Origin of the sequence: Georgenia phoenicis (genome assembly GCF_047302425.1) — a bacterium.
Taxonomy (GTDB): Bacteria; Actinomycetota; Actinomycetes; order Actinomycetales; family Actinomycetaceae; genus Oceanitalea.
On record NZ_CP154855.1, the window covers coordinates 737,847 to 763,392 of the forward strand.

The following is a 25,546-nucleotide window of genomic DNA, read 5'->3' on the forward strand; positions in this document are numbered from 1 at the left end:
GACGACGCCTGATCGGAAAGGGCGACCCAAGCCTGGGGGGCAGCGCTCAGGTGACGATGCGCTCGCGGCCCGCGTAGACATTGGCGGAGTCGCCGCGGCTGAAGCCGACGAGCGTCATCCCCACCTCGGCGGCCAGGTCCACCGACATCGCTGACGGCGCGCTCACCGCCGTCAGCACCGCGATCCCCGCCATGTGGGCCTTCTGCACCAGCTCGAAGGACGCACGTCCCGACACCTGCAGCACGCAGCGGTGCAGCGGCAGGCCCCGCTCGCGCAGCGCCCACCCCACGACCTTGTCGACGGCGTTGTGCCGGCCCACGTCCTCGCGCAGGCACAGCAGCTGCGACCGGCCGTCGTCGTCGACGGCGAACAGCCCGGCGGCGTGGACACCGCCGGTGTCGGCGAAGAGGCGCTGCTCGGAGCGCAGCCGGCCGGTCATCGACAGCAGCTCGTCCAGCGGCACCCGGACGTCGTCGACGACGGGGAAGTGGGAGGCGCGGGTGACCGCGTCGACGGAGGAGGTGCCGCAGATGCCGCAGGCGCTGGAGGTGTAGACGTGCCGCACGTGGGACTCCTCGGGCGGCGCGACTCCCGGGGCCAGGCGCACGTCGACGACGTTGTAGCTGTTCGTCCCGTCGGGGTTGACGCCCGGGCCGTAGCCCACGCCGGCCACCTGGGCCGCGTCCCACACGACGCCCTCGGAGACGAGGAAGCCGAGGGCGAGGTCGAAGTCGTCGCCGGGGGTGCGCATGGTGACCGTCCAGGCGCTGCCGTCCACCCGCAGCTCCATCGGCTCCTCACCGGCGAGGACGTCGCTGCGTGCCCGGCCGGCGCCGTCGGCCGAGAGCCGCTCGACGCGGTGGCGCCTCGTCCGTCGCACCCGTCCTCCTCGCCGCTCGACCGGGTCCCGATCGTATCCGCGCAGCGCCTGCCGCGCGCCTCCCAGGGACTTCCCAGGCGCCGCCCAGAGGCGCGCCAGGTCCGTGGTGTCCCCTAGGACGTGGACCAGACCAGGAGGACCACGATGACCCACTTCGGCAGCACCGGCGACGCCCGACGCGACGCCCACCTCGCCCGCGACGAGCGGGCCGCCCGCGAGCAGGCGGAGGTCGACGCCATGCTCCTGGGCGCCACCCCCACCCTTCCCTCGCCCGACCCGGCCACCCGGGTGCCCTCGGTCGACGAGCTCGCCGACCGGCGCGACGTGCGGGTGCTCCCGCACGGCCGCCGCCGCGGCTGGGCGGCGCTCGGTGGCACCGCCGCGGCAGCCGCGCTCCTCGCGAGCCTCGGCACCGCCGCGGTCACCGGCGCCCTCGACGAGCCCGGCCTCGGCAGCCCGACGACGGCCGCCCCCACCCAGGTCGTCCCGGCGAGCTCCACCTCGGCCACCCCCGACTGGCAGGCCGTGACGGCCGCCGTGCGCGAGTCCGTCGTCGCCATCGACGTCGTCACCGCCTCGGGGCAGGGCCAGGGCTCCGGCGTCGTCATCGACGCCGACGGCCACGTCCTCACCAACAGCCACGTCGTCGACGGCGCGCGCTCGCTGCGCGTCTCCCTCGCCGACGGCCGCCTCCTCGAGGCCGAGCTCGTCGGCCAGGACGAGACGACGGACCTCGCCGTCGTCCGTCTCGTCGACCCGCCCGCGGACCTCTCCCCGGCGACCCTCGGCAGCTCCGCCGAGCTCGCCGTCGGCCAGGCGGTCCTCGCCGTCGGTAACCCGCTCGGGCTGGACTCGACGGCGACGACCGGCATCATCTCCGCCCTCGACCGCCCGGTCGTCACGCAGAGCCGCACCCAGTCGGTCGTGACGAACGCGATCCAGATCGACGCCGCCGTCAACCCCGGCAACTCCGGCGGCCCGCTCTTCGACGCCAAGGGCCAGGTCATCGGGATCAACAGCTCGATCGCCACGCTTTCCGGCGGCGGGGGCCCGTCCGGCAGCATCGGCCTCGGCTTCGCGATCCCGGTGGACCAGGCCGCGGACGTCGCCGAGCAGCTGGTCGAGGACGGCCGGGTCGAGCACGCCTTCCTCGGCGTCGGCCTCACCGACACGACGGCGGAGGTCGACGGCGTCACGCGGGCCGGCGCCCGGGTCGAGCAGGTCGAGCAGGGCTCGCCCGCCGCGGAGGCGGGGCTCGAGCGCGGGGACGTCGTCACCGCGATCGACGGCCGCAGCGTCGACGGCTCGGCCGCGCTCACCGGCTACGTCCGCCAGTACTCCTCCGGTGACACCGCCACCCTCGACGTCGTCCGCGACGGAACCCTCACCGAGGTCGACGTCGAGCTGGCCACCCGTCCGACGGCCTGAGCCGCTGAGCCCCGCCCCAGGGCGGGGCTCAGGTGGTGAGGGCGCTGCGCATGGGGCGCAGCTTCGCCTCCGACTCCCGCACCTCTGCGGCGGGGTCGGAGGCGGCGACGATCCCGCACCCGGCGAAGAGCCGCACCGTGCGTGGGCCGGTGACCTCGCCGGAGCGCAGCGCGATGCCCCACTCGCCGTCGCCGTCGGCGCCCATCCAGCCCACGGGACCGGCGTACCGGCCGCGGTCCATCCGCTCGGCCTCGGCGAGGACCTCGACCGCGAGGGGTGTGGGCGTCCCGCCGACGGCGGCCGTGGGGTGGAGCGCCGCCGCGAGCGCCAGCGAGCTGGGGCCCTCGGACGTCGAGCGGTCGATGACCCCGGTGACGTCGCTGGCCAGGTGCATGACGTTGGGCAGGTGGAGGACGAAGGGCGAGTCGGGCACGTTGAAGCTCGAGCAGTACGGGCCCAGCGCCTCGGCCACCGACTGGACCGCGAGCTCGTGCTCGCCCAGGTCCTTGGAGGAGCGGGCCAGCTCGGCGGCGTGCCGCAGGTCCTCGGCGTCGTCGCCGGTGCGCTGGATCGTGCCCGCGAGCACCCGGCAGGCCACCAGGCCCTGGTCGCGCCGCACGAGGAGCTCGGGCGTCGCCCCGACGAGCGAGTCGACGGCGAAGGTCCAGCAGGTGGGGTACTGGTCGGCGAGGTTGCGGAGCAGGTGGCGGACGTCGATGTCGGCGCTCGTGCGGGCGACGACGTCCCGCGCCATGACGACCTTCTCGACCGTGCCGGCGCGGATCGCCGCGACGACCTCGGCGACGGCCTCCTGCCACTGCGCGCTCGTGAGCGCGCCGTCGGTGAAGCTCACCTCGCCCGGGCCGGTGACGGGCACGACCTCCCCGCGGCTGTGCGCCAGGGACGGCTCGGCGCCCAGGCCCACCGGGCCGATGACGGTGAGCCAGCTGCGTCCCTCGCGGCGGCCGATGACGACGCGCGGCACGACGAGCGTGCCCCCGGACTGCGAGCGGCGGGAGAAGGCGAAGGAGCCGAAGGCGACCGGTCCGGTCCCGGGGACCCCGACGGCGTCCCGCACGACCATCGCGGCGGCGGTCCGCCGCCACCACGCGTCGGCGTCGATCATGCGCGTCGCGCCGGAGGTGTCGACACGGGCCGCCACGCCCCACCCGACGAGCCCGTCCCCGCGCCGCACCCAGCTCGCCGTCGTGGCGACGTCGGGGCGGGGGAGGAGGTCGAGGAGGTCGCCGGGGTCGGCGATCGGGACGGTGCGGGCGAGCAGCGGGACGCTCGCCGGCTCCCCGGCAGGTGCGGATGACATCGTGGCGATCCTACGGCTCAGCGCGTCGCGCGGTGCAGCGCGACGATGCCCCCGGAGAGGTTGCGGTAGCCGACCGAGCGCCACCCGGCGGCCGACACGAGGCGGGCCAGCCCCTGCTGGTCGGGCCAGGCCGTGATGGACTCGGCGAGGTAGCCGTAGGCGTCGGTGTTGGAGGAGACGAGCCGCGCCACCCGGGGCAGCACGTGGGTGAGGTACCACGTGTAGAGCACCCGGAACGGGGCGAAGGTGGGCCGGGAGAACTCGCAGATCACCAGGCGCCCGCCGGGGCGGGTCACGCGGCGCATCTCGCGCAGCGCCAGCTCGGTGTCGACGACGTTGCGCAGCCCGAAGGAGATCGTCACGACGTCGAAGGACTCGTCGGCGAAGGGCAGGCGGGTCGCGTCACCGGCGACGAAGCTGAGGTCCGGGCGGCGGCGCTTGCCCACCCCGACCATGCCGGTGGAGAAGTCGCAGGGCACGACGGCGACGCCGGCGTCCGCGTAGGCCTCGCTCGAGGTGCCGGTCCCGGCGGCGAGGTCGAGGACCCGCATCCCCGGCTCGGCGGCGACCGCACGCCTGGTGGCCACGCGCCACGCGCGGTCCTGCCACAGGGAGAGGATGTCGTTGGTCACGTCGTAGCGCTTGGCGACGGCGTCGAACATCCTCGCCACCTCGCGTGGCTGCTTGTCCAGGTCGGCTCGGCTCATGGCGGCATTCTCCCAGGGCGGCGAGCACGCGCCTGGTTAGGTGAACCTAAGCGGTTCGCGCGTCGCGAACTTTGTAGACTGTCTACGCATCACGGCGCCGCTCTGGACGCCGGAGAGCACCCGAGGATCCAGGAGAGGTGACGTGCGCGCAGCCCACGATGACGCAGACGTCATCGTTGTCGGTGCAGGTCCCGCGGGCTCCGCCACCGCCCACTACCTCGCCCTCACGGGGCTGGACGTCCTCCTCCTGGAGAAGGCCACCTTCCCGCGCGACAAGATCTGCGGCGACGGCCTCACCCCGCGCGCCGTCGCCGAGCTCATCCGGATGGGCGTGCCCACGGAGGAGTCCGACGGCTGGATCCGCAACTGGGGCCTGCGCACCTATGGCGCCGGGCACCGCATCGAGATCCCGTGGCCCGAGCTCGCGGAGATGCCCTCCTACGGCCTCGCGCGCTCGCGGATGAACCTCGACGAGACCCTCGCGCGCCACGCGGTCGCCAGCGGCGCCCGCCTCCTCGAGGGCGTGGCCGTCACCGGCCCCGTCCGCCACGAGCGCTCGGGCCGCATCCTCGGCGTCACCACCCGCTCGGTCGACGCCACGGGCCGGCGGACGGGGGAGGAGCGCACCTACCGCGCCCGCATCGTCGTCGACGCCGGCGGGGTCTCGGCCCGCCTCGCCACGACGATGGGGATCGAGAAGAACGACAACCGCCCCATGGGCGTGGCGATCCGCACCTACTTCAAGAGCCCGCGCCACGACGACCCGATGATGGAGTCGCACCTGGAGCTGTGGGACGGCGAGCCCGGCAAGTCGAACCTCATGCCCGGCTACGGCTGGATCTTCGCCCTGGGCGACGGCACGGTCAACGTGGGCCTCGGCTCGCTCAGCTCCACCGCCAAGCCCACGAAGCTCGACTACAAGGCGCTGTTCGCCACGTGGATGCGCAACGCGCCGGCCGAGTGGGAGTTCACGCCCGAGAACCAGGTGGGCGAGCTGCGCAGCGCCGCCCTGCCCATGGCCTTCAACCGCAAGCCGCACTACTCCCAGGGGATGCTCCTCGTCGGTGACTCCGGCGGCATGGTCTCCCCGTTCAACGGTGAGGGCATCGCCTACGCGATGCAGTCCGGCCGGATCGCGGCAGACGTCGTCTCCCAGGCCCTGGCGCGCACGACGCCCTACGCCATGGAGAAGGCGCTGCGCACCTACCCCGCCATCCTCGCCGACGAGCTCGGCGGCTACTTCACGATGGGCCAGGTCTTCGCCCGCCTCATCGAGCGGCCCGAGATCATGCGGGCCTGCGTGAAGTACGGCCTGCCGCGTCCCGTCCTCATGCGCTTCGTCATGAAGCTCCTGTCCGACGGCTTCGACCGCCGGGACGGGGACTGGATGGATAGGCTCATCGCGGCCCTGAGCAGGGCGGTGCCCGCGTCGTGAGCCAACGAGACGGACACCCCAGCAGCCGGCGGGCCACGCCCACCGCACACCGAGCAACCACGGAGGCACGATGAACCCCTTCGTCCCGATCCTCGTCATGGCGGCAGCAGCCGCCGCCCTGGCGATCGGTGGCCTCGCGGCGAGCGCGGTCATCGGGCCCCGGCGCTACAACCGGGTCAAGGTCGCCAACTACGAGTGCGGTGTGGAGGCCACGCCGCGCGCCACGGGCGCCGGCCGCTTCCCGATCAAGTACTACCTCGTGGCGATGACCTTCATCGTCTTCGACGTCGAGGTCATCTTCCTCGTGCCGTGGGCCATCGCCTTCAGCGAGCTGGCTGCCTTCGGCCTCATCGCCGCGCTCGCGTTCATCGCCATCATCACCGTGCCTTTCGCCTACGAGTGGCGGCGCGGCGCCCTTGAGTGGGACTGAGGAGGACAACATGGGTCTGGAAGAGAAGCTCCCCGCGGGGTTCATGCTCACGACCGTGGAGAAGGCCGTCGGTCTGGCCCGCAAGGGGTCGATGTGGCCGGTCACCATGGGCCTGGCGTGCTGCGCCATCGAGATGATGGCTGCGGGCACGCCCCGCTTCGACATCTCCCGCTTCGGCATGGAGGTGTTCCGCGCCTCCCCGCGCCACGCCGACCTCATGATCGTCTCGGGCCGCGTCAGCCAGAAGATGGCGCCCGTCGTCCGGCAGATCTACGACCAGATGTCGGACCCCAAGTGGGTCATCTCGATGGGCGTGTGCGCCTCCAGCGGCGGCATGTTCAACAACTACGCGATCATCCAGGGCGTCGACCACCTCGTGCCCGTGGACATCTACCTGCCCGGCTGCCCGCCGCGCCCGGAGATGCTCATCAACGCGATCATGGCGCTGCACGACCAGGTCAAGCACGAGCCCCTCGGTGCCAACCGTGAGGCCGTCGCGCGTGCGGCGGAGGAGGCGGCCCTCGCCGCCACTCCCACCCACCAGATGAAGGGGCTGCTGGCGTGAGCGAGCGCGAGGACGAGAAGAAGTCCGCCGCCGACGTCGTCAAGCCGGGGCACGGCACGACGGGCGCGCAGTCGACCACCGAGGCGGCCCTCGAGGCCGCCGGCCAGAACATCCCCGCCGGCCCCGTCGGCGGACGCCGCGAGCTCGAGGTCGTCGACGTGCGCCGCGGCATGTTCGGCGTGCACGGCAGCGGTGACACCTCCGGCTTCGGTGGGCTCGTCGCGACCGTCGCGATGCCGCCCGCCGCCGAGCGGCCCTACGGCAGCTGGTTCGACGAGGTCGTCGACATCCTCGTCGAGCTCCTCGAGGGCGAGGGCATCGACCCCGACACCGCCATCGAGAAGGTCGTCGTCGACCGCGGCGAGCTGACCCTCTTCCTCGCCCGCGAGCACCTGCGCCAGGTCGCCCAGTGGCTGCGCGACGACCAGGACCTGCGCTTCGAGCTGTGCATGGGCGTCTCCGGCGTCCACTTCCCGGCCGACGTCGACCGCGAGCTCCACGCCGTCTACCACCTCATCTCCCTCACCCACAGCCGCCAGCTGCGCCTGGAGGTCGCCGTCGCCGACGCCGACCCCCACGTGCCGACGATCGTCGACATCTACCCGGGCAACGACTGGCACGAGCGGGAGACCTGGGACCTCATGGGGATCGTCTTCGACGGCCACCCCTCCCTCGCCCGCACCGCGCTGCCCGACGACTGGGTCGGTCACCCGCAGCGCAAGGACTACCCGCTGGGCGGGATCCCGGTCGAGTACAAGGGCGGGACGATCCCGCCGCCCGACACCCGGAGGTCTTACAGCTGATGGCCGAGCACACCAACCTGCACGCCACCGGGCCTGCGCTCGACTCGCAGACCGGCCCCGAGTTCACCGCCGACGGCGGTGACTGGGCGTCCATCGCCGCCGAGGCCGAGCGCCTGGGCGAGGAGCGCATCGTCGTCAACATGGGCCCGGTGCACCCCTCCACCCACGGCGTGCTCCGGCTCATCCTTGACATCGAGGGCGAGACGGTCAACGAGCTGCGCGTCGGTACCGGGTACCTCCACACCGGTATCGAGAAGAACATGGAGTACCGCAACTGGTCCCAGGGCGTGACGTTCTGCACGCGCATGGACTACGTCGCCCCGCTGTTCCAGGAGGCGGCCTACTGCCTCGGTGTGGAGAAGCTCCTCGGCATCACCGACGAGATCCCGGCGCGCGCGACGCTCATCCGCGTCCTCGTCATGGAGCTCAACCGCATCGCCTCGCACATCGTCGCGATCGCGACCGCCGGTAACGAGCTCGGCGCCACGACGATGATGACGATCGGCTTCCGCGCCCGCGAGGAGATCCTACGGATCCTCGAGCACATCACCGGCCTGCGGATGAACCACGCCTACATCCGCCCCGGCGGCGTCGCGCAGGACATCCCCGCCGACACCGTCGAGATGGTCCGCGAGCTGCTCCCCAAGGTGCGCCGCGACATCGGTGAGCTGCAGGACCTCACGATGGCCAACCCCATCTACAAGCTGCGCCACGAGGACGTCGGGTACATCTCGCTCGCCGCGGGCCTGGCCCTGGGCCTCACCGGCCCCGCGCTGCGCGCCTCCGGCTACCCGCTGGACATGCGCCGCATCGCGCCCTACTGCGGCTACGAGACCTACGACTTCGACGTCATCACCGACGACAGCTGCGACGCCTTCGGGCGCGTCAAGGTCCGCTGGGCCGAGTGCTACGAGTCGATGAAGATCATCGACCAGGTCCTCGAGCGCCTCGAGGCCACGCCCGGGCCGGTCATGGTCGCGGACAAGAAGGTCGCCTGGCCCGCGCAGCTGTCGATCGGCAGCGACGGCCAGGGCAACTCGCTGGAGCACATCCGCGAGATCATGGGCACCTCGATGGAGTCGCTCATCCACCACTTCAAGCTCGTCACCGAGGGCTTCCGGGTCCCGGCCGGGCAGGTGTACCAGACCGTCGAGCACCCGCGTGGCGTCCTGGGCGTCCACCTCGTCTCCGACGGCGGCACGCGGCCCTACCGGGCGCACTTCCGTGACCCGTCCTTCTCCAACCTGCAGTCGACGTCGATCATGAGCGAGGGCGGCCAGCTCGCCGACGTCGTCGTCACGCTGGCCTCGATCGACCCTGTCCTGGGAGGGGTGGACCGCTGATGAGCGTCACCACGTACGCACCGGAGGCCGAGGAGCGGCTGCGCGGCGAAGCGGCGCAGATCATCTCCCGCTACCCGCAGGCCCGCTCGGCCCTGCTGCCGATGCTCCACCTCGTCCAGTCCGAGGACGGCTACGTCAGCGCCCGCGGCATCGCGCTGTGCGCCGAGATCCTCGGCCTCACCCGCGCCGAGGTCTCCGCCGTCGCGACCTTCTACACCCAGTACAAGCGCCACCCCAACGGCCAGTACACGGTCGGGGTCTGCACCAACGCGCTGTGCGCCGTCATGGGCGGCGACATCATCTACGAGAAGGTCTCCGAGCACCTCGGCATCGGCCACGACGAGACCACCGAGGACGGCGTCATCACCCTCGAGCAGGTCGAGTGCAACGCGGCCTGCGACTACGCGCCCGTCGTCGTCGTCAACTGGGAGTTCTTCGACAACCAGACCCCGACGTCGGCGATCGAGCTCGTCGACGAGCTGCGCGCCGGCCGCCCGGTCACCCCCACCCGCGGGGCGGCCACCGTCGGCACCTTCAAGGAGATCTCCCACGTCCTCGCCGGCTTCGAGGACGGCCGCGCGGACGAGGGCGTCGCCGCCGGTCCGGCGACCCTCGCCGGCCTGGGCCTGGCCCGCGAGCGCGGCTGGGCCGCCCCCTCCGGTGACCAGGACGGCGCCGCCGTCGAGGGCGGCACGGTCCCCAACCCCTACGGCAGCGCCGAGCGCCCGCCGACCACCCCCGACGACACCGACCCGGCGGGCAAGCGAGGCCCGGCCGGCGAGGGCGCCACGGCCGAGGAGGGCAAGCAGTGAGCACGCAGCTGACTCCGATCCTGTCGGACATCTGGGACGCCGAGCGCCCCTGGAGCCTGGAGACCTACCGCTCCCGCGGTGGGTACCAGGCCCTCGCCACCGCCATGGACATGGCGCCGGGCGACGTCGTCGAGACCGTCAAGGCCTCGGGCCTGCGCGGCCGCGGCGGCGCCGGCTTCCCCACCGGCCTCAAGTGGTCCTTCCTCCCGGCTCCCGACGGCGGCCCCCGCTACCTCGTCGTCAACGCCGACGAGTCCGAGCCGGGCGCCTGCAAGGACGTCCCGCTCATGATGGCCAACCCGCACGCCCTCATCGAGGGCGTCGCGATCACGTCCTACGCCATCGGCGGCAACCACGCCTTCATCTACCTGCGCGGCGAGGTCGTCCACGTGTACCGCCGCCTCCTGGCAGCGGTCCGTGAGGCCCGCGAGGCCGGCCTCATCGGCACCAACCTCGGCCCGAACGGCGACTACAGCCTGGAGATCACCGTCCACGCCGGCGCCGGCGCCTACATCTGCGGTGAGGAGACGGCGCTGCTCGACTCCCTCGAGGGACGCCGCGGCCAGCCGCGCCTCAAGCCCCCGTTCCCGGCGGTCGCCGGCCTCTACGCCCGGCCCACTGTCGTCAACAACGTCGAGTCGATCGCCTCGGTCCCCGGCATCCTGCGCGAGGGCACCGACTGGTTCACCTCGATGGGCACCGAGAAGTCCGCGGGCCATGGCCTGTTCTCCCTGTCCGGGCACGTCGCCCGGCCCGGGCAGTACGAGGCGCCGCTCGGCATCACGATGCGCGAGCTCATCGACATGGCCGGCGGGATCCGCGCCGGCCACCGGCTGAAGTTCTGGACCCCCGGTGGCTCGTCGAGCCCCATCCTCACCGAGGAGCACCTCGACGTGCCCCTCGACTACGAGTCCGTGGGCGCGGCCGGCTCCATGCTCGGCACCCGCTCCCTCATGGTCTTCGACGAGACCGTCTCGGTGGTCCGCGTCGTGTCCCGCTGGACGGACTTCTACCAGCACGAGTCCTGTGGCAAGTGCACCCCCTGCCGCGAGGGCACGTACTGGATGAAGCAGGTCATGCACCGGCTCGAGGCCGGCAAGGGCCTGCCCACCGACATCGACCTGCTGCTCGACGTGTCGGCGAACATCGCCGGGCGCTCCTTCTGTGCCCTCGGTGACGCCTCGGCCGTCCCGATCCAGAGCGGCATCAAGCACTTCCGCTCCGAGTTCGAGGCGGGCACCCACACCCCCGCCGCGGAGCTCTTCCCGTACGAGGCCTCGGCCGTGTTCTCCGAAGTAGGTGCCCGATGACGACGACGACGCCCAGTCCCGCGAAGGCGGTCGAGAACCTCCTCACCGTCACGATCGACGGGGTCGAGGTCGAGGTCCCCAAGGGCACGCTCGTCATCCGTGCGGCGGAGCAGGTCGGGATCCAGATCCCGCGCTTCTGCGACCACCCGCTGCTCAAGCCGGCCGGCGCCTGCCGCCAGTGCCTCGTCGAGGTCGCCACCCCGGACCGCGAGGGCAACCTCCGCCCGATGCCCAAGCCGCAGACCTCGTGCACGCTCGAGGCCACCCCCGGCATGGTCGTCAACACCCAGCACACCTCCGCCGTCGCCGACAAGGCGCAGCACGGGATGATCGAGTTCCTGCTCATCAACCACCCGCTCGACTGCCCCGTCTGCGACAAGGGCGGCGAGTGCCCGCTGCAGAACCAGGCGATGACCAACGGCCGGGCGACCAGCCGCTTCGTCGACATCAAGCGGACCTTCCCCAAGCCGCTGAAGATCTCCAGCGAGATCCTGCTCGACCGCGACCGCTGCATCCTGTGCCAGCGCTGCACCCGCTTCTCCGACCAGATCGCCGGTGACCCCTTCATCGCGCTCCAGGGCCGTGGCGGCGGCACCCCGGGCCGCGACGTCCACGCGACGCACGGCTCGCAGATCGGCACCTTCGACGCCGACGTCCTCGACTTCGCCTACGAGGGCGGGGAGGCCCCCCGCAGCTCCGACCGCGGCCTCAGCGGCCCGGTCGAGGGGGAGCCGGGCGTCCTCGTCGGGCTCTCCGCCGGCCCGATCGGCGTCGCGGAGACCGACACGACCGGCCGTCCCTTCTCCTCGTACTTCTCGGGCAACACGATCCAGATCTGCCCGGTCGGTGCGCTGACGTCCGCGACGTACCGCTTCCGCGCGCGCCCCTTCGACCTCGTCTCCACGGAGTCCGTCGCCGAGCACGACGCCGGTGGCTCGGCCATCCGCGTCGACCACCGCCGCGGCGTCGTCGTGCGCCGGCTGGCCGGTGAGGACTACGACGTCAACGAGGAGTGGATCACCGACAAGGACCGCTTCGCCTTCACCTGGCAGTCTGCCGCCGACCGCCTCGAGTACCCGCTCGTGCGTGACGAGGAGACCGGCGAGCTCGTCGAGACGAGCTGGTCCGAGGCGCTGCACCTGGCCGCCCGCGGCCTCGAGCGCGCCCGCGAGAACGGCGGCGTCGGCGTCCTGCCCGGCGGCCGCCTCACCCTCGAGGACTCCTACGCCTGGTCGCGCTTCGCGCGCACCGTGCTGGGGACCAACGACGTCGACCACCGCGCGCGCCCGTCCTCCGCCGAGGAGGCCGACTTCCTCGCGCGCCGAGTCGCCGGCGCCCCGATGGACGTCACCTTCTCCGCCCTCGAGCACGCCGGGCACGTTCTGCTCGTCGGCCTCGAGCCCGAGGAGGAGAGCGGCACGATCTTCCTGCGGCTGCGCAAGGGCGTGCTCGCCGGCACCGTCTCGGTGACCACCGTCGCGCCCTTCGCGACCCGCGGCACGACGAAGCTGCGCGCCTCGCTGCTGCCCACCGTGCCCGGCGCCGAGCCGGCCGTCCTGGACGGCATCACGCCCGACTCCGCGGACGTCGCCCTCGCGACGGTCGCCGAGGCGCTGGCGCAGCCGAACACCGTCATCCTCGTCGGCGAGCGGGCCGGCGCGCTGCCCGGCGTGCTCACCGCCGTCGAGCGCCTCGCCGACCGCACCGGCGCCCGCCTCGCGTGGGTGCCGCGCCGCGCCGGTGAGCGCGGGGCCGTCGAGGCCGGTCTGCTCCCGGGCCTGCTGCCCGGTGGCCGGCACGTGTCCGACGCCGAGGCCCGCGTGGACACCGCGGCCGCCTGGGGCGTGGACCGCCTGCCCTCCGCCGCGGGACGCGACCTGCCCGCGATCCTCGCGGACGCCGCGGCCGGGAGCCTCGGCGGGCTCCTCGTCGGTGGCGTCGAGGTGCGCGACCTGCCCGACCCCGAGCTCGCGCGCCGCGCGCTGGCCGCCGCCGGGTTCGTCGTCCAGCTCGAGGTGCGCCGCAGCGAGGTCACCGAGCACGCCGACGTCGTGCTGCCGGTCGCCCCGCCGGTCGAGAAGGGCGGCACCTTCGTCAACTGGGAGGGCCGGCGCCGGCCCTTCGGCCAGGTGCTCGTCTCCCACCACATGCCCGACCAGCGTGTCCTCGACGCCCTCGCGGCCGAGATGGGCACGAGCCTGGGCTGCGACACCCTCGCCGAGGTCCACGCCCAGCTCACCGAGCTCTCCGGCTGGCAGCCCGCGCAGGCACCGGCCGCCACCGCGGTCAGCGCCCCGGCGGCGCCCGCCGTCGGGCAGGAGCAGGCGGTCCTGGCCACGTGGAAGCTCCAGCTCGACGCCGGCCGTGGCCAGGACGGCGAGCCGCACCTCGCGGGGACGGCCCACCGCCCGGTGGTCCGCCTCTCCGCGGCCCGCGCGGCCCGGCTCGGCGCCGTCGACGGCGCCGCGGTCACGGTCCGCGGCCCGGCCGGTAGCATCACCCTGCCGCTGGCCGTCACGACGATGTCCGACGACGTCGTCTGGGTCCCGGAGAACTCCCCGGGCTCCCACGTGCACGAGATGCTCGGCGCGGGCGCCGGCTCCCTCGTCGACCTGGAGGTGACGCGATGATGTTCGCGCCCATGGTGGTCAGCGACCCCTCGGCCGCCCCCACCGCCGACTTCAGCAACGACACCTGGTGGATCTGGGTGATCAAGGCGGTGGCGATCCTCGTCATGCTGCTGGTCTTCGTGCTCATCGCCATCTGGGCCGAGCGCAAGATCCTCGGCCGCATGCAGACGCGCCCCGGACCCAACGTGCACGGCCCCATGGGTCTGCTCCAGTCCACCGCCGACGCGATGAAGCTGCTCCTCAAGGAGGACATCAACCTCAAGGGAGCCGACCGCTTCGTCTACCTGCTGGCGCCCTTCATCGCCGCGCTGTGCGCCTTCCTCATCTACGCGGTCATCCCCTTCGGACCCGAGGTGTCGATCTTCGGGGTCGAGACCCCGCTGCAGCTCGCCGACTCCTCGGTGTCGGTGCTCTACATCCTCGGCATCACCGCGCTGGGCGTGTACGGCATCGTCCTCGGCGGCTGGTCCTCGAACTCGACCTTCCCGCTCCTCGGTGCCGTGCGTTCCTCCGCACAGGTCATCTCCTACGAGCTCGCGATGGCGCTGGCCCTCGTGTCGGTCTTCCTCATCTCCGGCTCGGCCTCGACCTCGCAGATCGTCGACTCCCAGACCCGCGTGTGGTGGGCGATCATCCTGCTGCCCGCGTTCCTCATCTACCTCGTGTCGATGGTCGGCGAGGTCAACCGCTTGCCCTTCGACCTGCCCGAGGCCGAGGGCGAGCTCGTCGCCGGCCACATGGTCGAGTACTCCTCGATGAAGTTCGCCTGGTTCTTCCTCGCCGAGTACGTCAACATGCTCAACGTCTCGGCCATCGCGGCCACGCTGTTCCTCGGTGGCTGGCGGGCGCCGTGGCCGCTGTCGGCGATCAACGACGGCATGTTCAACGAGGGCTGGTGGCCCGTCCTGTGGATGGTCGCCAAGATCTGGCTCGTCATGTTCTTCATGTTCTGGCTGCGCGGCACGCTCCTGCGCTTCCGCTACGACCAGTTCATGAACCTCGGCTGGAAGATCCTCATCCCCGCCGCGCTCGTCTGGCTCGTCGCCGTCGCCGTCGTCCAGGGACTGCTGCAGTTCGGTGACGTCGACCTGCGCACCCTGCTGTTCGTCCTCGCCGGCTTCCTCGTCGTCGTCCTCGTCCTCAGCCTCGTGTGGCCGGAGAAGAAGAAGGATCCCGACGGCGAGCAGGCGGCCCCCGCGGGCGCCGACGGCGTCGTCGTCGACTCCGAGTTCGACGCCTTCGCCGGCGGCTTCCCCGTGCCGCCGATGCCGGGCCAGCAGCTCCCGCCGTCCCCGCGGCGCCGCCTCCAGCAGGCCGGCACCGCCACCCAGACCAAGTCGGCACCCGCACAGGAGGCCACCGATGAGTAAGCGGCAGGACCACGAGCCGGGCAAGGAGAACCTGCGCAAGCAGCTCGCCAAGCCCTCCAAGCGCCGGGGGGAGGTCGGCAAGCGCCTCCCGATGGACTACCAGCCCGACAAGAAGGGCCCCATCGGCGAGCTCCTCGCGCCCGTCGCCGGCTTCGGCGTCACCTTCTCCTCGATGTTCCGTCCCACGGTCACCGAGCAGTACCCCTTCGAGAAGGTGCCGACGCAGCCGCGCTACCACGGCCGCCACCAGCTCAACCGCTACGCGGACGGCCTGGAGAAGTGCATCGGCTGCGAGCTGTGCGCCTGGGCCTGCCCGGCGGACGCCATCCTCGTCGAGGGCGCCAACAACTCCCCGGACGCGCAGTACTCCCCGGGTGAGCGATACGGCCGCGTCTACCAGATCAACTACCTGCGCTGCATCTTCTGCGGGTTCTGCATCGAGGCCTGCCCCACCCGCGCGCTGACGATGGGCAACGACTACGAGCTCACCGGCCCCACGCGTGAGGGCATGATCTACGAGAAGCAGGACCTCCTCGCGCCGCTCATGCCGGGCATGCTCGCCCCGCCCCACCCCATGGTCGAGGGCGCCGACGACGACACCTACTATCGCGGTGAGGTCACCGGACCGACCCAGGCCCAGGTCGAGTGGGTGCGGGAGAACCGCCCCGAGGACGAGAGCCTGCAGACCGCCCGCCCGGTCGAGGGGGCCTCCGCATGATCCTCCCCATGACCCTGGCCGAGACCGGCGTCACGAGCACGGGGGAGCAGGTCTTCTTCTGGATCGTCGCGCCGCTCGCGGTGCTCGCGGCCCTGGGCCTGCTCTTCGCCCGCAAGGCGATGTACGCCGCCATGTGTGTCGTCTTCGTCATGATCTCCCTGGCCGGCTTCTACATCGTCCAGGAGGCGCTGTTCCTCGGGGTCGCGCAGATCGTCGTCTACACCGGCGCGATCATGATGCTCTTCCTCTTCGTCCTCATGCTCGTCGGCGTGGACGCCTCCGACTCGGTCGTCGAGACCCTCAAGGGCCAGCGCTGGATCGGCGTCCTCGCCGGCGCCGGGCTCGTCGCGCTCGTCGCGGCGGTCGGCCTGCGGGCCACGATGCCCGCTCCCCGCGGCCTCGAGGCGGCCAACGCCGACACCAACCCGGTGGGCGTGGCCCGGCTGCTCTTCTCCGACTACGTCGTGGCGATGGAGGTCTCCGGCGTCCTGCTGGTGACCGCCGCCGTCGGCGCCGTCGTCCTCACCCGCGCCGAGCGGCTGCGGAAGAAGGCCACCCAGCGCGACGTCGTCGACGCCAAGATGGCGGCCTTCGCCGCCGAGGGCGGGCGCATCCGCAGCCTGCCCGCGCCCGGTGTCTACGCGCGGCACAACGCCGCCGACGTCCCCGCGCTCGGCGCGGACGGCAAGCCGATCGACGAGTCCGTGCCCCGGGTGCTGCGCATCCGCGGCCAGCAGCGGAGCATCGCCTCGGTCAGCCCCGAGCTCGCCGCGCAGCTCGCGACGTCCACCAGCTCCCACCCCGGGGACATGGGGGCGCGCAGCGTCACCCAGTCCGGCATGCCCGGGATGCCCGGCACGACGCCGGCGCCCGGGACGGAGACCGTCGACGGTGAGGTGCCCACGAGCCAGAGCACCGAGGACACCCCGACGAAGCGAGCGCACGTGACGGACCAGCAGGAGGAGCAGCGATGAGCCTGGTCAACTACCTGGTCCTGTCCGGGATCCTCTTCTCCATCGGGGCGGTCGCGGTCCTGCTGCGGCGCAACAGCATCATCGCCCTCATGGGGGTCGAGCTCATGCTCAACGCCGCGAACCTCACGCTCATCACCTTCGCCCGGTGGCACGGCAACCTGCACGGCGAGGTCCTCGCCTTCTTCGTCATGCTCGTCGCCGCCGCTGAGGTCGTCATCGGCCTGGCGATCGTCGTCTCCATCTTCCGAACCCGCCGGTCGGCGTCCATCGACGACGTCAACCTGCTCAAGAACTGACGGGGAGCAACGTGCTAATGCTGGGAACTCCGGCACTGACCGTGCCCACTGACGTGGTGGACGCCGCCACGGCAGGCGGGGCGGCCTCCTACGCCTGGCTCATGGTCGCGCTGCCGCTCGTCGGCGCCGCCCTGCTGCTGCTCGCCGGCCGCCGCTCCAACGGCTGGGGCCACTGGCTGGGGGTGCTCGCCTCGGCCGGCTCCTTCGTCGTCGGGCTCCTCGTCGTCGTCCAGATGCTCGGGCTCGACCCCGAGCAGCGCGTCATGGGCCTGCACCTGTTCACCTGGCTGCCCGCCGGTGAGCTCACGGTCGACGCCGGGCTGCGCATCGACCCGCTGTCGATGTCCTTCGTCATGCTCGTCACCTTCGTGGGCACGCTCATCCACGTGTACTCGGTGGCCTACATGGAGCACGACGTCGACCGCCGGCGCTTCTTCGCCTACCTCAACCTCTTCGTCGCGGCGATGCTCCTCCTCGTCCTCGCCGACTCCTACGTGCTGCTCTTCGTCGGCTGGGAGGGCGTGGGCCTGGCCTCCTACCTCCTCATCGGCTTCTGGAACTTCCGCACGGAGTACGCCGTCGCCGCGAAGAAGGCCTTCGTCATGAACCGCGTCGGTGACGTCGGTCTGCTCCTCGCGATGATGACGATGTTCGCCGCCTTCGGCGCCGTCGACTTCGAGGGCGTCTTCGCGGGTGCGCAGGGCGCGAGCACGACGATCCTCACGATCACCGGCCTGTTCCTCCTCCTCGCGGCCTGCGGCAAGTCGGCGCAGTTCCCGCTGCAGGCCTGGCTCGGTGACGCGATGGCCGGCCCCACGCCGGTGTCCGCCCTCATCCACGCCGCGACGATGGTCACCGCCGGCGTCTACCTCATCGTCCGCTCGGCGCCGATCTTCGACGGGGCGCCCACCGCGCAGCTCGTCGTCGTCATCGTCGGTGCGATCACCCTGGTCTTCGGGGCGATCGTCGGATCGGCCAAGGACGACATCAAGAAGGTGCTCGCCGCCTCGACGATGTCGCAGATCGGCTACATGATGCTCGCCGCGGGCCTGGGCCCGGTCGGCTACGCCTTCGCGATCTTCCACCTCGTCACCCACGGCTTCTTCAAGGCCGGGATGTTCCTCGGGGCCGGCTCGGTCATGCACGGCATGGACGACCAGGTCGACATGCGCCGCTTCGGTGGCCTGTCCAAGCACATGCGGATCACCTGGCTCACCTTCGCCGCCGGGTGGCTCGCGATCATCGGCTTCCCGGGCCTGTCCGGCTTCTGGAGCAAGGACCTCATCATCGAGGCCGCCTTCGTCGGCGAGGGCTGGCGCCCGTGGGTCTTCGGCACGGTGACGCTGCTCGCCGCCGGGCTCACCGCCTTCTACATGTCGCGCCTGTTCTTCATGACCTTCCATGGCAAGGAGCGCTGGGCGCCCACCCGGGAGGGCAAGGAGCAGCACCCGCACGAGTCCCCGCTGCTCATGACGGTACCGATGGTCATCCTCGCGGTCGGGTCGGTCGCCCTCGGTGCCCTGCTCGCCGCCGGTGACGGCTTCGTCACCTGGCTCGAGCCGGTCACCGGCCACGCCGAGCACCACGAGCCCGTGCTGCCGATCCCCGTGATCATGGGCTCGACCGTCGTCCTCATGGCGATCGGCGTGTTCCTCGCCTGGCGCCAGTACGCCGCGTCCACCGTCCCCGTCGAGGCGCCGCGCGGATCGGTGCTCACCCGCGCCGCCCGCCGCGACCTCTACCAGGACGCCGTCAACGAAGGAGTGTTCATGCGCCCGGGGCAGTACCTCACCCGCGCCCTCGTCTACGGCGACTCCGCCGTCGTCGACGGAGCGGTCATGGGCCTGGCCCGCGGCACCGCCGGGACCGGCGGGTGGCTGCGCCGCCTGCAGACCGGGTACATCCGCTCCTACGCCGCGATCATGCTCGTCGGTGTCGTAGCCGCCCTTGCCGTCGTCCTGGCCTCACGCGGCTGAGCTGGAGAAAGCGACCATGCAGAACATCAGTGACCTTCCCTGGCTCAGCCTGCTCATCCTCGTGCCGCTCGTCGCGGCCGCGGTGATCTGGCTGGTGCCCGCCCTCCACCGGGTGGCGCGGACCGTCGGCCTCATCGTCTCGCTCGTCGTGCTCGCCGGCTTCGTCGTCATGGCCACCGGCTTCGACCTCGGCGCCGCCGCGGAGCACCAGTTCACCGAGCAGCTGTCCTGGATCCCGCAGCTCGGCGTCTCCTACGCCGTCGGGGTCGACGGCCTGGGCCTGACGATGGTGGGCCTGTCGGTGCTCCTCGTCCCGCTCGCGCTGCTCGCCGCCTGGCGGGAGCAGGAGATCGTGCCCGAGGGCGCGGTCGTCGCCCGCCGCCAGGCCGGCTTCGTCGCCCTCGTCCTCCTCCTCGAGGCGACGATGGTGGCGGTCTTCTCCGCCCGCGACGTCTTCCTCTTCTACGTCGTCTTCGAGGCGATGCTCATCCCGGTGTACTTCCTCATGGGGAACTACGGCGGCCCCAAGCGCCGCTACGCCGCGATCAAGTTCCTCGTCTACTCCCTGGCGAGCGGGCTCGTCATGCTCGTCGGCGTCATCGCCCTCGGCGTCATGGGCCCCGGCGGGGAGGAGGCCTTCCTCGTCGACACCCTCGCCGGCAGTGAGCTGGGCGTGTGGGCCGAGCGGTGGATCTTCATCTCCTTCTTCATCGCCTTCGCGGTCAAGGCGCCGATGTGGCCGGTCCACACCTGGCTGCCCGACGCCGCGCAGCAGGCCTCGCCCGGCACCTCCGCCCTCCTCGTCGGCGTGCTCGACAAGGTCGGCACCTTCGGGATGCTCGCCCTGTGCCTGCCGCTCTTCCCGGCGGCCTCCCGCTGGGCGGCGCCGGTCATCATCGTGCTCGCCGTCGTCTCGATCCTCTACGGCGCCCTCGTCGCCCTCGGGCAGCGTGACGTCATGCGGCTCATCGCCTTCACCTCGGTGTCGCACTTCGGCTTCATCGTCCTGGGCATCTTCGTCCGCGAGGAGGTCGCGCTCACCGGCGCGATGCTCTACATGGTCGCCCACGGCGTGTCGACCGCCGCGCTGTTCCTCGTCTCCGGCTTCCTCACCCAGCGCGGTGGCACGCAGGAGATCGCGGGCTACGGCGGCATGCAGCGGGTGACGCCGGTCCTCGCCGGCAGCTGGCTGGTCGCCGGCCTGGCGACCATCGCGCTGCCCGGACTGTCGGGCTTCGTGCCCGAGTACCTCGTCCTGCTCGGCACCTTCCGGGTGAACATCGTCGCGGCAGCGTTCGCGGTGGTCGCGGTGATCATCGCCGCGCTGTACGTCCTGCTGCCCTACCAGCGGATGTTCACGGGGCCGCGCAACGAGACCCTCGCGGCGCTGCCGGACCTCGGCGCCCGCGAGAAGTGGGTCGTGGCCCCGCTGGTCGCCGCCATGCTCGCCCTGGGCATCCTGCCCGGGCCGGTCATGGACGTCGTGCGACCGGTGGCCGAGGAGGCCGCGATCGAGCAGCCCACAGCCCTGGACACGGCAGCTGTGGCAGGACCTGACGGATCGAACGACGCCGCAGCCGCGGGCGCCGAGGGGAGCGAGCAGTGAACTTCGTCCCACCGCACATCGACTGGGCGGCCCTGACGCCCGTCCTCCTCGTGCTCGGCGCGGGCCTCCTCGGCATCCTCGCCTCGGCCTTCGTGCCCCGCCGCGCGCGCCGTGGCACGCAGGTCGCGCTCTCGGCGCTGGCCCTCGCCGGCGCGCTGGTCGCCGTCGTGTGGCGCTGGACCGTCGTCAGCGTCGACGGTCCGCGGGAGGTCGCCGGCGGCAGCCTCATCGAGGACGGCCCCGCGCTCCTCGCCCAGGGCATCATCGCGCTCGTCGCGCTCATCGGCCTGCTCGTCATCGCCGACCGCTCCGAGTGGGGCGAGGACGCCTTCGCCGCCCAGGTCGGCACCCGGCCGGGCAGCCCGGAGGAGGCGGAGGCGCAGCGCGCCGGCCTGAGCCAGACCGAGGTCTTCCCGCTCGTCCTCTTCGCGACCGGCGGCATGCTCCTCTTCCCCGCCGCAGGCGACCTGCTCATGATGTTCGTCGCGCTCGAGGTGCTCTCGCTGCCGCTCTACCTCCTCACCGCCATGGCCCGCCGGCGCCGCCTGCTCTCCCAGGAGGCCGCGCTCAAGTACTTCGTGCTCGGCGCCTTCTCCTCGGCCTTCTTCCTCATGGGCGCGGCCCTGCTCTACGGCTTCTCCGGCAGCCTGCGGCTCTCCGAGCTCGCCGTCGCCGTGCCGAGCATGGCGGGCATGGACGGCCTGCTCCTCGCCGGCTCCGTCCTGCTCATCGTCGGCCTGCTGTTCAAGGTCGGCGCGGTGCCCTTCCACATGTGGACCCCCGACGTCTACCAGGGCGCCCCGACGCCGATCACCGGCTTCATGGCCGCCGCCACGAAGATCGCGGCCTTCGGCGCGCTCCTGCGCTTCGCCTACGTCGTCGTCCCCGGCCTGCGCTGGGACCTCGAGCCGCTCCTGTGGGGGATCGCCATCCTCACGATGGGCGTGGGCACCGTCATCGCGCTCGTCCAGACGGACGTCAAGCGGATGCTCGCCTACTCCTCGATCGCCCACGCGGGCTTCGTGCTCGTCGGCGTCATCGCCCTCGTCCAGGAGGGCATCAGCTCGGTGCTCTTCTACCTCCTCGCCTACGGCTTGGCGACGGTCGGCGCCTTCGCCGTCGTCACGCTCGTGCGGGAGCGCGACGCGGACGGCACCGTCACCGGCGAGGCCCTGCACCTGTCCCAGTGGGCGGGGCTGGGCCGTCGCAGCCCGGGTCTGGCCCTGGCGATGACGCTGTTCCTCCTGTCCTTCGCCGGCATCCCGCTGACCGGTGGTTTCATCGGCAAGTTCACGGTCTTCGCCGCCGGCGTCGAGGGCGGGGCCACCGTGCTCGTCGTCCTCGCCGTGCTCGCCAGCGCCGCGGCCGCGTTCTTCTACGTCCGCCTCGTCGTGCTCATGTTCTTCACCGAGCCCGACGGCGACCGCACCGCCGTCGTCCGCTCCGAGGGCCTCACCTCGGTCGCCGTCGCGGTCTGCGCGCTCGGCACGGTCCTCCTCGGGGTCGTGCCCGGACCGGTCCTCGACCTCGCCGAGCAGGCGGCGACGTTCCTGCCGTGAGTGCCTCCATGTTCCAGCTCGGCGACGACGAGCTCAGCGACCGCCTCCTCGCCCGGATGGGGGAGGTGGAGGACCGCCTGCGCCAGGCCGTCACCGGCGCCGACGAGCTCGTCGACGCCCCCATGCAGCACCTGGCGGCGGCGGGCGGCAAGCGCCTGCGCCCGGCGCTCACCCTCCTTACCGCCGAGCTCGGCACCGCTGGGCGCGAGGAAGTGGTCCGCGCGGCCGTCGCCGTCGAGCTCACCCACCTCGCCACGCTCTACCACGACGACGTCATGGACTCCGCGTCGCTGCGGCGCGGGGCCCCGAGCGCGCACGCCGTGTGGGACAACTCCGTCGCGATCCTCACCGGCGACCTCCTCTTCGCCCGGGCCTCGCAGCTCGTCGCGTCCCTCGGGGCCGACGCCGTGCGGGTGCACGCCGAGACCTTCGAGCGGCTGTGCCTGGGCCAGCTGCACGAGACGCTCGGGCCGCGCGAGGGCGAGGACCCGATCGCCCACTACATCCAGGTCCTCGCGGACAAGACCGGCTCGCTCATCGCCGCCTCCGCCCGCTACGGCGCCGTCTTCAGCGGTGCCGGGCAGGAGCTCGCGGCGGTGCTCGAGCAGTACGGTGAGAAGGTGGGCGTGGCCTTCCAGCTCGCCGACGACGTCATCGACCTCGCCTCGGACTCCGAGACCACCGGCAAGACGCCCGGCACCGACCTGCGCGAGGGCGTGGCCACGATGCCGGTGCTGCTGCTGCAGCGCCGCACCGCCGAGGGCCGGATCGACGCCGAAGGCGCCGCCGTGCTCGAGCGGCTCGCCAGCGACCTCGGCTCGGACTCCGCGCTGCGCGAGGCCGTCGAGCAGCTGCGCGGCCACGACGTGCTCGAGGAGGCCCGCGAGCTCGCCCGCCAGTGGGCGCGCGACGCCGTCGCCGAGCTCGCCCCGCTCCCGGAGGGCCCGGTCAAGGAGGCTCTCGAGGCCTTCGCCGGCCTCATGGTCGACCGCCTCGCCTGATCGAACCGCCCCTCCGTGGGCCGGCGGAGTGACGCCCGGCACAGCGGAGGGGCGGGCCTGCGGCACCGCATAGACTGGACGGCGGATTTCCCTGCCCGCACCACCGACCAGACGAGGCTCTGTGACCAAGCCACTGCGCGTTGCCCTCATCGGCGCCGGCCCGGCCGGCATCTACGCCGCCGACATCCTGTCCAAGGCCGGACTCGAGGTCTCCATCGACCTCTACGAGCGCCTCCCCGCCCCCTTCGGCCTGGTCCGCTACGGCGTCGCCCCCGACCACCCGCGCATCAAGCAGATCATCGTCGCGCTGCAGAAGATCCTCGCGCGCGGCGACATCCGCCTCATCGGGAACGTCGACGTCGGCACCGACGTGACGATGGAGGAGCTGCGGCGCCACTACGACGCCGTCATCATCTCCACCGGCGCCGACAAGGACGCCCCGCTGCCCATCCCGGGCATCGACCTGCCCGGCAGCTACGGCGCCGCCGACTTCGTCTCCTGGTACGACGGCCACCCGGACGTGCCGCGCACCTGGCCGCTGGAGGCGCAGAGCGTCGCCGTCCTCGGGGTCGGCAACGTCGCCCTCGACGTCGCCCGCATCCTCGCCAAGCACGTCGAGGACCTCATGCCTACCGAGGTGCCCGCGAACGTCGTCGAGGGCCTGCGCCAGAGCCCGGTGACCGACGTCCACGTCTTCGGCCGCCGCGGCCCCGCCCAGGTGAAGTTCACCCCCCTCGAGCTGCGCGAGCTCGGCAAGGTCCCCGACGTCGACGTCATCGTCTACGAGGAGGACTTCGAGTTCGACGAGGGCTCCGAGGCGGCGATCCGCTCGACCAACCAGACCAAGCAGGTCGTCAAGACGCTGACGGACTGGACGCTGCGCGACCCGGAGGAGCTCACCGCCTCCCGCCGCATCCACCTCCACTTCCTCCACCGCCCGGTGGAGATCCTCGGCACCGACCGCGTCGAGGGCATCCGCACCGAGCGCACCGAGCTCGTCGGGGACGGCACCGTGCGCGGGACCGGCGTCTTCGTCGACACCCCCGTCCAGGCCGTCTACCGGGCCGTCGGCTACTTCAGCTCCCCGATCGACGGTGTCGCCTTCGACGACGTCGCGGGCGTCGTCCCCAACGACGAGGGCCGCGTCCTGGACGCCGACGGCGAGATCGTCACCGGCCTGTACGCGACGGGCTGGATCAAGCGCGGGCCGGTGGGCCTCATCGGCTCGACGAAGTCCGACGCCCAGCAGACGATCGGCCACCTCGTCGCCGACGTCGAGGCCGGGCGCATCGCTCCCGGCAGCGCCCCCGCCGAGCCGGACGCGCTCATCGCGGCCCTCGAGGAGCGCGGCGTGCCGACGACGAGCTGGGCCGGCTGGGAACTCCTCGACGCCTACGAGCGTTCTCTCGGTGAGGCCGAGGGGCGCGAGCGCGTCAAGGTCGTGCCCAGGGACGAGATGACCCGCGTGTCGCGGGGGGAGGAGAGCTAGATGGACGGCGGTCGACGGCACCTCAACGGAGTCAAGACCGCGGCGCTCTTCGGCGTCATGTGGGCCGTCCTCCTCGGGATCGGCGCCCTCATCTCCAGCGGCACCGGCTCCGGTGCCTTCATCTGGCTCTTCGCCCTCATCGGCGTCGGCACGACGTTCTACAGCTACTGGAACTCCGACAAGCTGGCGATCCGCGCCATGGGCGCCCGGCCCGTCTCCGAGGCCGAGGCCCCGGCCATGTACCGGATCGTCCGCGAGCTCTCGACGGCGGCGCGCCAGCCCATGCCGCGCCTGTACGTCTCGCCCACGGCCCAGCCCAACGCCTTCGCCACCGGCCGCAACCCGCGCAACGCCGCGGTGTGCTGCACGGCGGGCATCCTCCAGATCCTCGACGAGCGAGAGCTGCGCGGGGTCCTGGGGCACGAGCTCATGCACGTGTACAACCGCGACATCCTCACCTCGTCGGTGGCCGCCGCGATCGCCGGTCTCATCACCTCCGCGGCGCAGTTCCTCCTCTTCTTCGGCGGGGGCCGCGACCGCGGCGGCAACCCGCTGGCGATGATCGCGACGGCGCTGCTCGCCCCGATCGCCGCCTCGCTCATCCAGCTGGCGATCTCCCGCACCCGCGAGTTCGACGCCGACGAGGACGGCGCCCGGCTCACGGGGGACCCGATGGCCCTGGCCTCGGCCCTTGCCAAGCTCGAGCGCGGGACGGCGGCCGCGCCGCTGCGGCCCGAGCCCCGGCTCGAGGACGTCTCGCACATGATGATCGCCAACCCCTTCCGGGGCGGCGGCGTCACCAAGCTCTTCGCCACCCACCCGCCGATGGCTGAGCGCATCGCCCGCCTGGAGCGCATGGCCGGCTACTGACCGGCCGCCCGCAGCCCGTCCTG

The 25,546-nt window shown here is 72.2% G+C and carries 22 protein-coding genes; 19 read left to right on the plus strand and 3 right to left on the minus strand.

Annotated features, from left to right (window positions below):
• Positions 1–46: 46 nt before the first annotated feature.
• Positions 47–880, minus strand: a complete 834-nt coding sequence (gene fdhD / locus AA0005_RS03695; RefSeq protein WP_413452078.1) for a formate dehydrogenase accessory sulfurtransferase FdhD — start codon at positions 878–880, stop codon at positions 47–49.
• A 144-nt stretch (positions 881–1,024) separates the two neighbouring features.
• Between fdhD and AA0005_RS03700 the strand changes: the two genes are divergently transcribed.
• Positions 1,025–2,308 (plus strand): S1C family serine protease, encoded by a 1,284-nt coding sequence (locus AA0005_RS03700; protein ID WP_413452079.1) that lies wholly within the window; start codon positions 1,025–1,027, stop codon positions 2,306–2,308.
• 28 nt (positions 2,309–2,336) lie between these two features.
• Here the strand turns inward: AA0005_RS03700 and AA0005_RS03705 are convergent, their stop codons facing one another.
• Complete coding sequence (locus tag AA0005_RS03705; RefSeq protein ID WP_413452080.1) at positions 2,337–3,629, minus strand: isochorismate synthase; 1,293 nt, start codon at positions 3,627–3,629, stop codon at positions 2,337–2,339.
• Between the two features lie 17 nt (positions 3,630–3,646).
• Positions 3,647–4,336 (minus strand): demethylmenaquinone methyltransferase, encoded by a 690-nt coding sequence (locus AA0005_RS03710; RefSeq protein WP_413452081.1) that lies wholly within the window; start codon positions 4,334–4,336, stop codon positions 3,647–3,649.
• A gap of 142 nt (positions 4,337–4,478) precedes the next feature.
• Here AA0005_RS03710 and AA0005_RS03715 point away from each other — a divergent pair, with 142 nt between their 5' ends.
• The 18 genes from AA0005_RS03715 to htpX all read left to right on the plus strand — a co-directional run bounded on the left by AA0005_RS03715 (position 4,479) and on the right by htpX (position 25,523).
• Entirely contained in the window at positions 4,479–5,771 is a 1,293-nt protein-coding gene (locus tag AA0005_RS03715) for a geranylgeranyl reductase family protein (protein WP_413452082.1), read from the plus strand.
• A 70-nt stretch (positions 5,772–5,841) separates the two neighbouring features.
• Positions 5,842–6,201, plus strand: coding sequence for an NADH-quinone oxidoreductase subunit A (locus AA0005_RS03720; protein WP_413452083.1), 360 nt, complete (start codon positions 5,842–5,844; stop codon positions 6,199–6,201).
• A 10-nt stretch (positions 6,202–6,211) separates the two neighbouring features.
• Positions 6,212–6,766, plus strand: coding sequence for a NuoB/complex I 20 kDa subunit family protein (locus AA0005_RS03725; RefSeq protein ID WP_110852491.1), 555 nt, complete (start codon positions 6,212–6,214; stop codon positions 6,764–6,766).
• Positions 6,763–7,569: an NADH-quinone oxidoreductase subunit C gene (locus AA0005_RS03730; RefSeq protein ID WP_413452084.1), complete on the plus strand. Its 807-nt coding sequence runs from the start codon at positions 6,763–6,765 to the stop codon at positions 7,567–7,569. Before AA0005_RS03725 ends, AA0005_RS03730 begins: the two co-directional genes overlap by 4 nt.
• The gene (locus AA0005_RS03735; RefSeq protein ID WP_413452085.1) at positions 7,569–8,912 is read left to right on the plus strand and encodes an NADH-quinone oxidoreductase subunit D; all 1,344 of its coding nucleotides are present in this window, start codon (positions 7,569–7,571) and stop codon (positions 8,910–8,912) included. The genes AA0005_RS03730 and AA0005_RS03735 overlap by 1 nt, the downstream gene beginning before the upstream one ends.
• Positions 8,912–9,724, plus strand: a complete 813-nt coding sequence (nuoE, locus tag AA0005_RS03740) for an NADH-quinone oxidoreductase subunit NuoE (RefSeq protein ID WP_413452086.1) — start codon at positions 8,912–8,914, stop codon at positions 9,722–9,724. Before AA0005_RS03735 ends, nuoE begins: the two co-directional genes overlap by 1 nt.
• Positions 9,721–11,034 (plus strand): NADH-quinone oxidoreductase subunit NuoF, encoded by a 1,314-nt coding sequence (nuoF, locus tag AA0005_RS03745; RefSeq protein ID WP_413452087.1) that lies wholly within the window; start codon positions 9,721–9,723, stop codon positions 11,032–11,034. Before nuoE ends, nuoF begins: the two co-directional genes overlap by 4 nt.
• A complete protein-coding gene (locus AA0005_RS03750) occupies positions 11,031–13,664 on the plus strand; it encodes an NADH-quinone oxidoreductase subunit G (RefSeq protein ID WP_413452088.1) in 2,634 nt (877 codons plus the stop codon). The genes nuoF and AA0005_RS03750 overlap by 4 nt, the downstream gene beginning before the upstream one ends.
• Positions 13,661–15,034, plus strand: coding sequence for an NADH-quinone oxidoreductase subunit NuoH (gene nuoH, locus AA0005_RS03755; RefSeq protein ID WP_413452089.1), 1,374 nt, complete (start codon positions 13,661–13,663; stop codon positions 15,032–15,034). The genes AA0005_RS03750 and nuoH overlap by 4 nt, the downstream gene beginning before the upstream one ends.
• On the plus strand, positions 15,027–15,752 hold the full coding sequence (nuoI, locus tag AA0005_RS03760; RefSeq protein WP_413452090.1) for an NADH-quinone oxidoreductase subunit NuoI: 726 nt from the start codon (positions 15,027–15,029) through the stop codon (positions 15,750–15,752). Before nuoH ends, nuoI begins: the two co-directional genes overlap by 8 nt.
• Before the next feature lie 8 nt (positions 15,753–15,760).
• Positions 15,761–16,726, plus strand: coding sequence for an NADH-quinone oxidoreductase subunit J (locus AA0005_RS03765; protein WP_413452091.1), 966 nt, complete (start codon positions 15,761–15,763; stop codon positions 16,724–16,726).
• Entirely contained in the window at positions 16,723–17,022 is a 300-nt protein-coding gene (nuoK, locus tag AA0005_RS03770; protein WP_110852499.1) for an NADH-quinone oxidoreductase subunit NuoK, read from the plus strand. The genes AA0005_RS03765 and nuoK overlap by 4 nt, the downstream gene beginning before the upstream one ends.
• A 17-nt stretch (positions 17,023–17,039) precedes the next feature.
• The gene (nuoL, locus tag AA0005_RS03775) at positions 17,040–18,998 is read left to right on the plus strand and encodes an NADH-quinone oxidoreductase subunit L (RefSeq protein ID WP_413453057.1); all 1,959 of its coding nucleotides are present in this window, start codon (positions 17,040–17,042) and stop codon (positions 18,996–18,998) included.
• Between the two features lie 16 nt (positions 18,999–19,014).
• On the plus strand, positions 19,015–20,604 hold the full coding sequence (locus AA0005_RS03780; protein WP_413452092.1) for an NADH-quinone oxidoreductase subunit M: 1,590 nt from the start codon (positions 19,015–19,017) through the stop codon (positions 20,602–20,604).
• A complete protein-coding gene (gene nuoN, locus AA0005_RS03785) occupies positions 20,601–22,163 on the plus strand; it encodes an NADH-quinone oxidoreductase subunit NuoN (RefSeq protein ID WP_413452093.1) in 1,563 nt (520 codons plus the stop codon). The genes AA0005_RS03780 and nuoN overlap by 4 nt, the downstream gene beginning before the upstream one ends.
• The gene (locus tag AA0005_RS03790; protein ID WP_413452094.1) at positions 22,160–23,164 is read left to right on the plus strand and encodes a polyprenyl synthetase family protein; all 1,005 of its coding nucleotides are present in this window, start codon (positions 22,160–22,162) and stop codon (positions 23,162–23,164) included. The genes nuoN and AA0005_RS03790 overlap by 4 nt, the downstream gene beginning before the upstream one ends.
• Positions 23,165–23,285: 121 nt before the next feature.
• Entirely contained in the window at positions 23,286–24,653 is a 1,368-nt protein-coding gene (locus AA0005_RS03795; RefSeq protein WP_413452095.1) for an FAD-dependent oxidoreductase, read from the plus strand.
• Positions 24,654–25,523 carry a zinc metalloprotease HtpX gene (gene htpX / locus AA0005_RS03800; RefSeq protein ID WP_413452096.1) on the plus strand — a complete coding sequence of 290 codons (870 nt, stop codon included), beginning with the start codon at positions 24,654–24,656 and terminating at the stop codon, positions 25,521–25,523.
• Positions 25,524–25,546 lie beyond the last annotated feature (23 nt).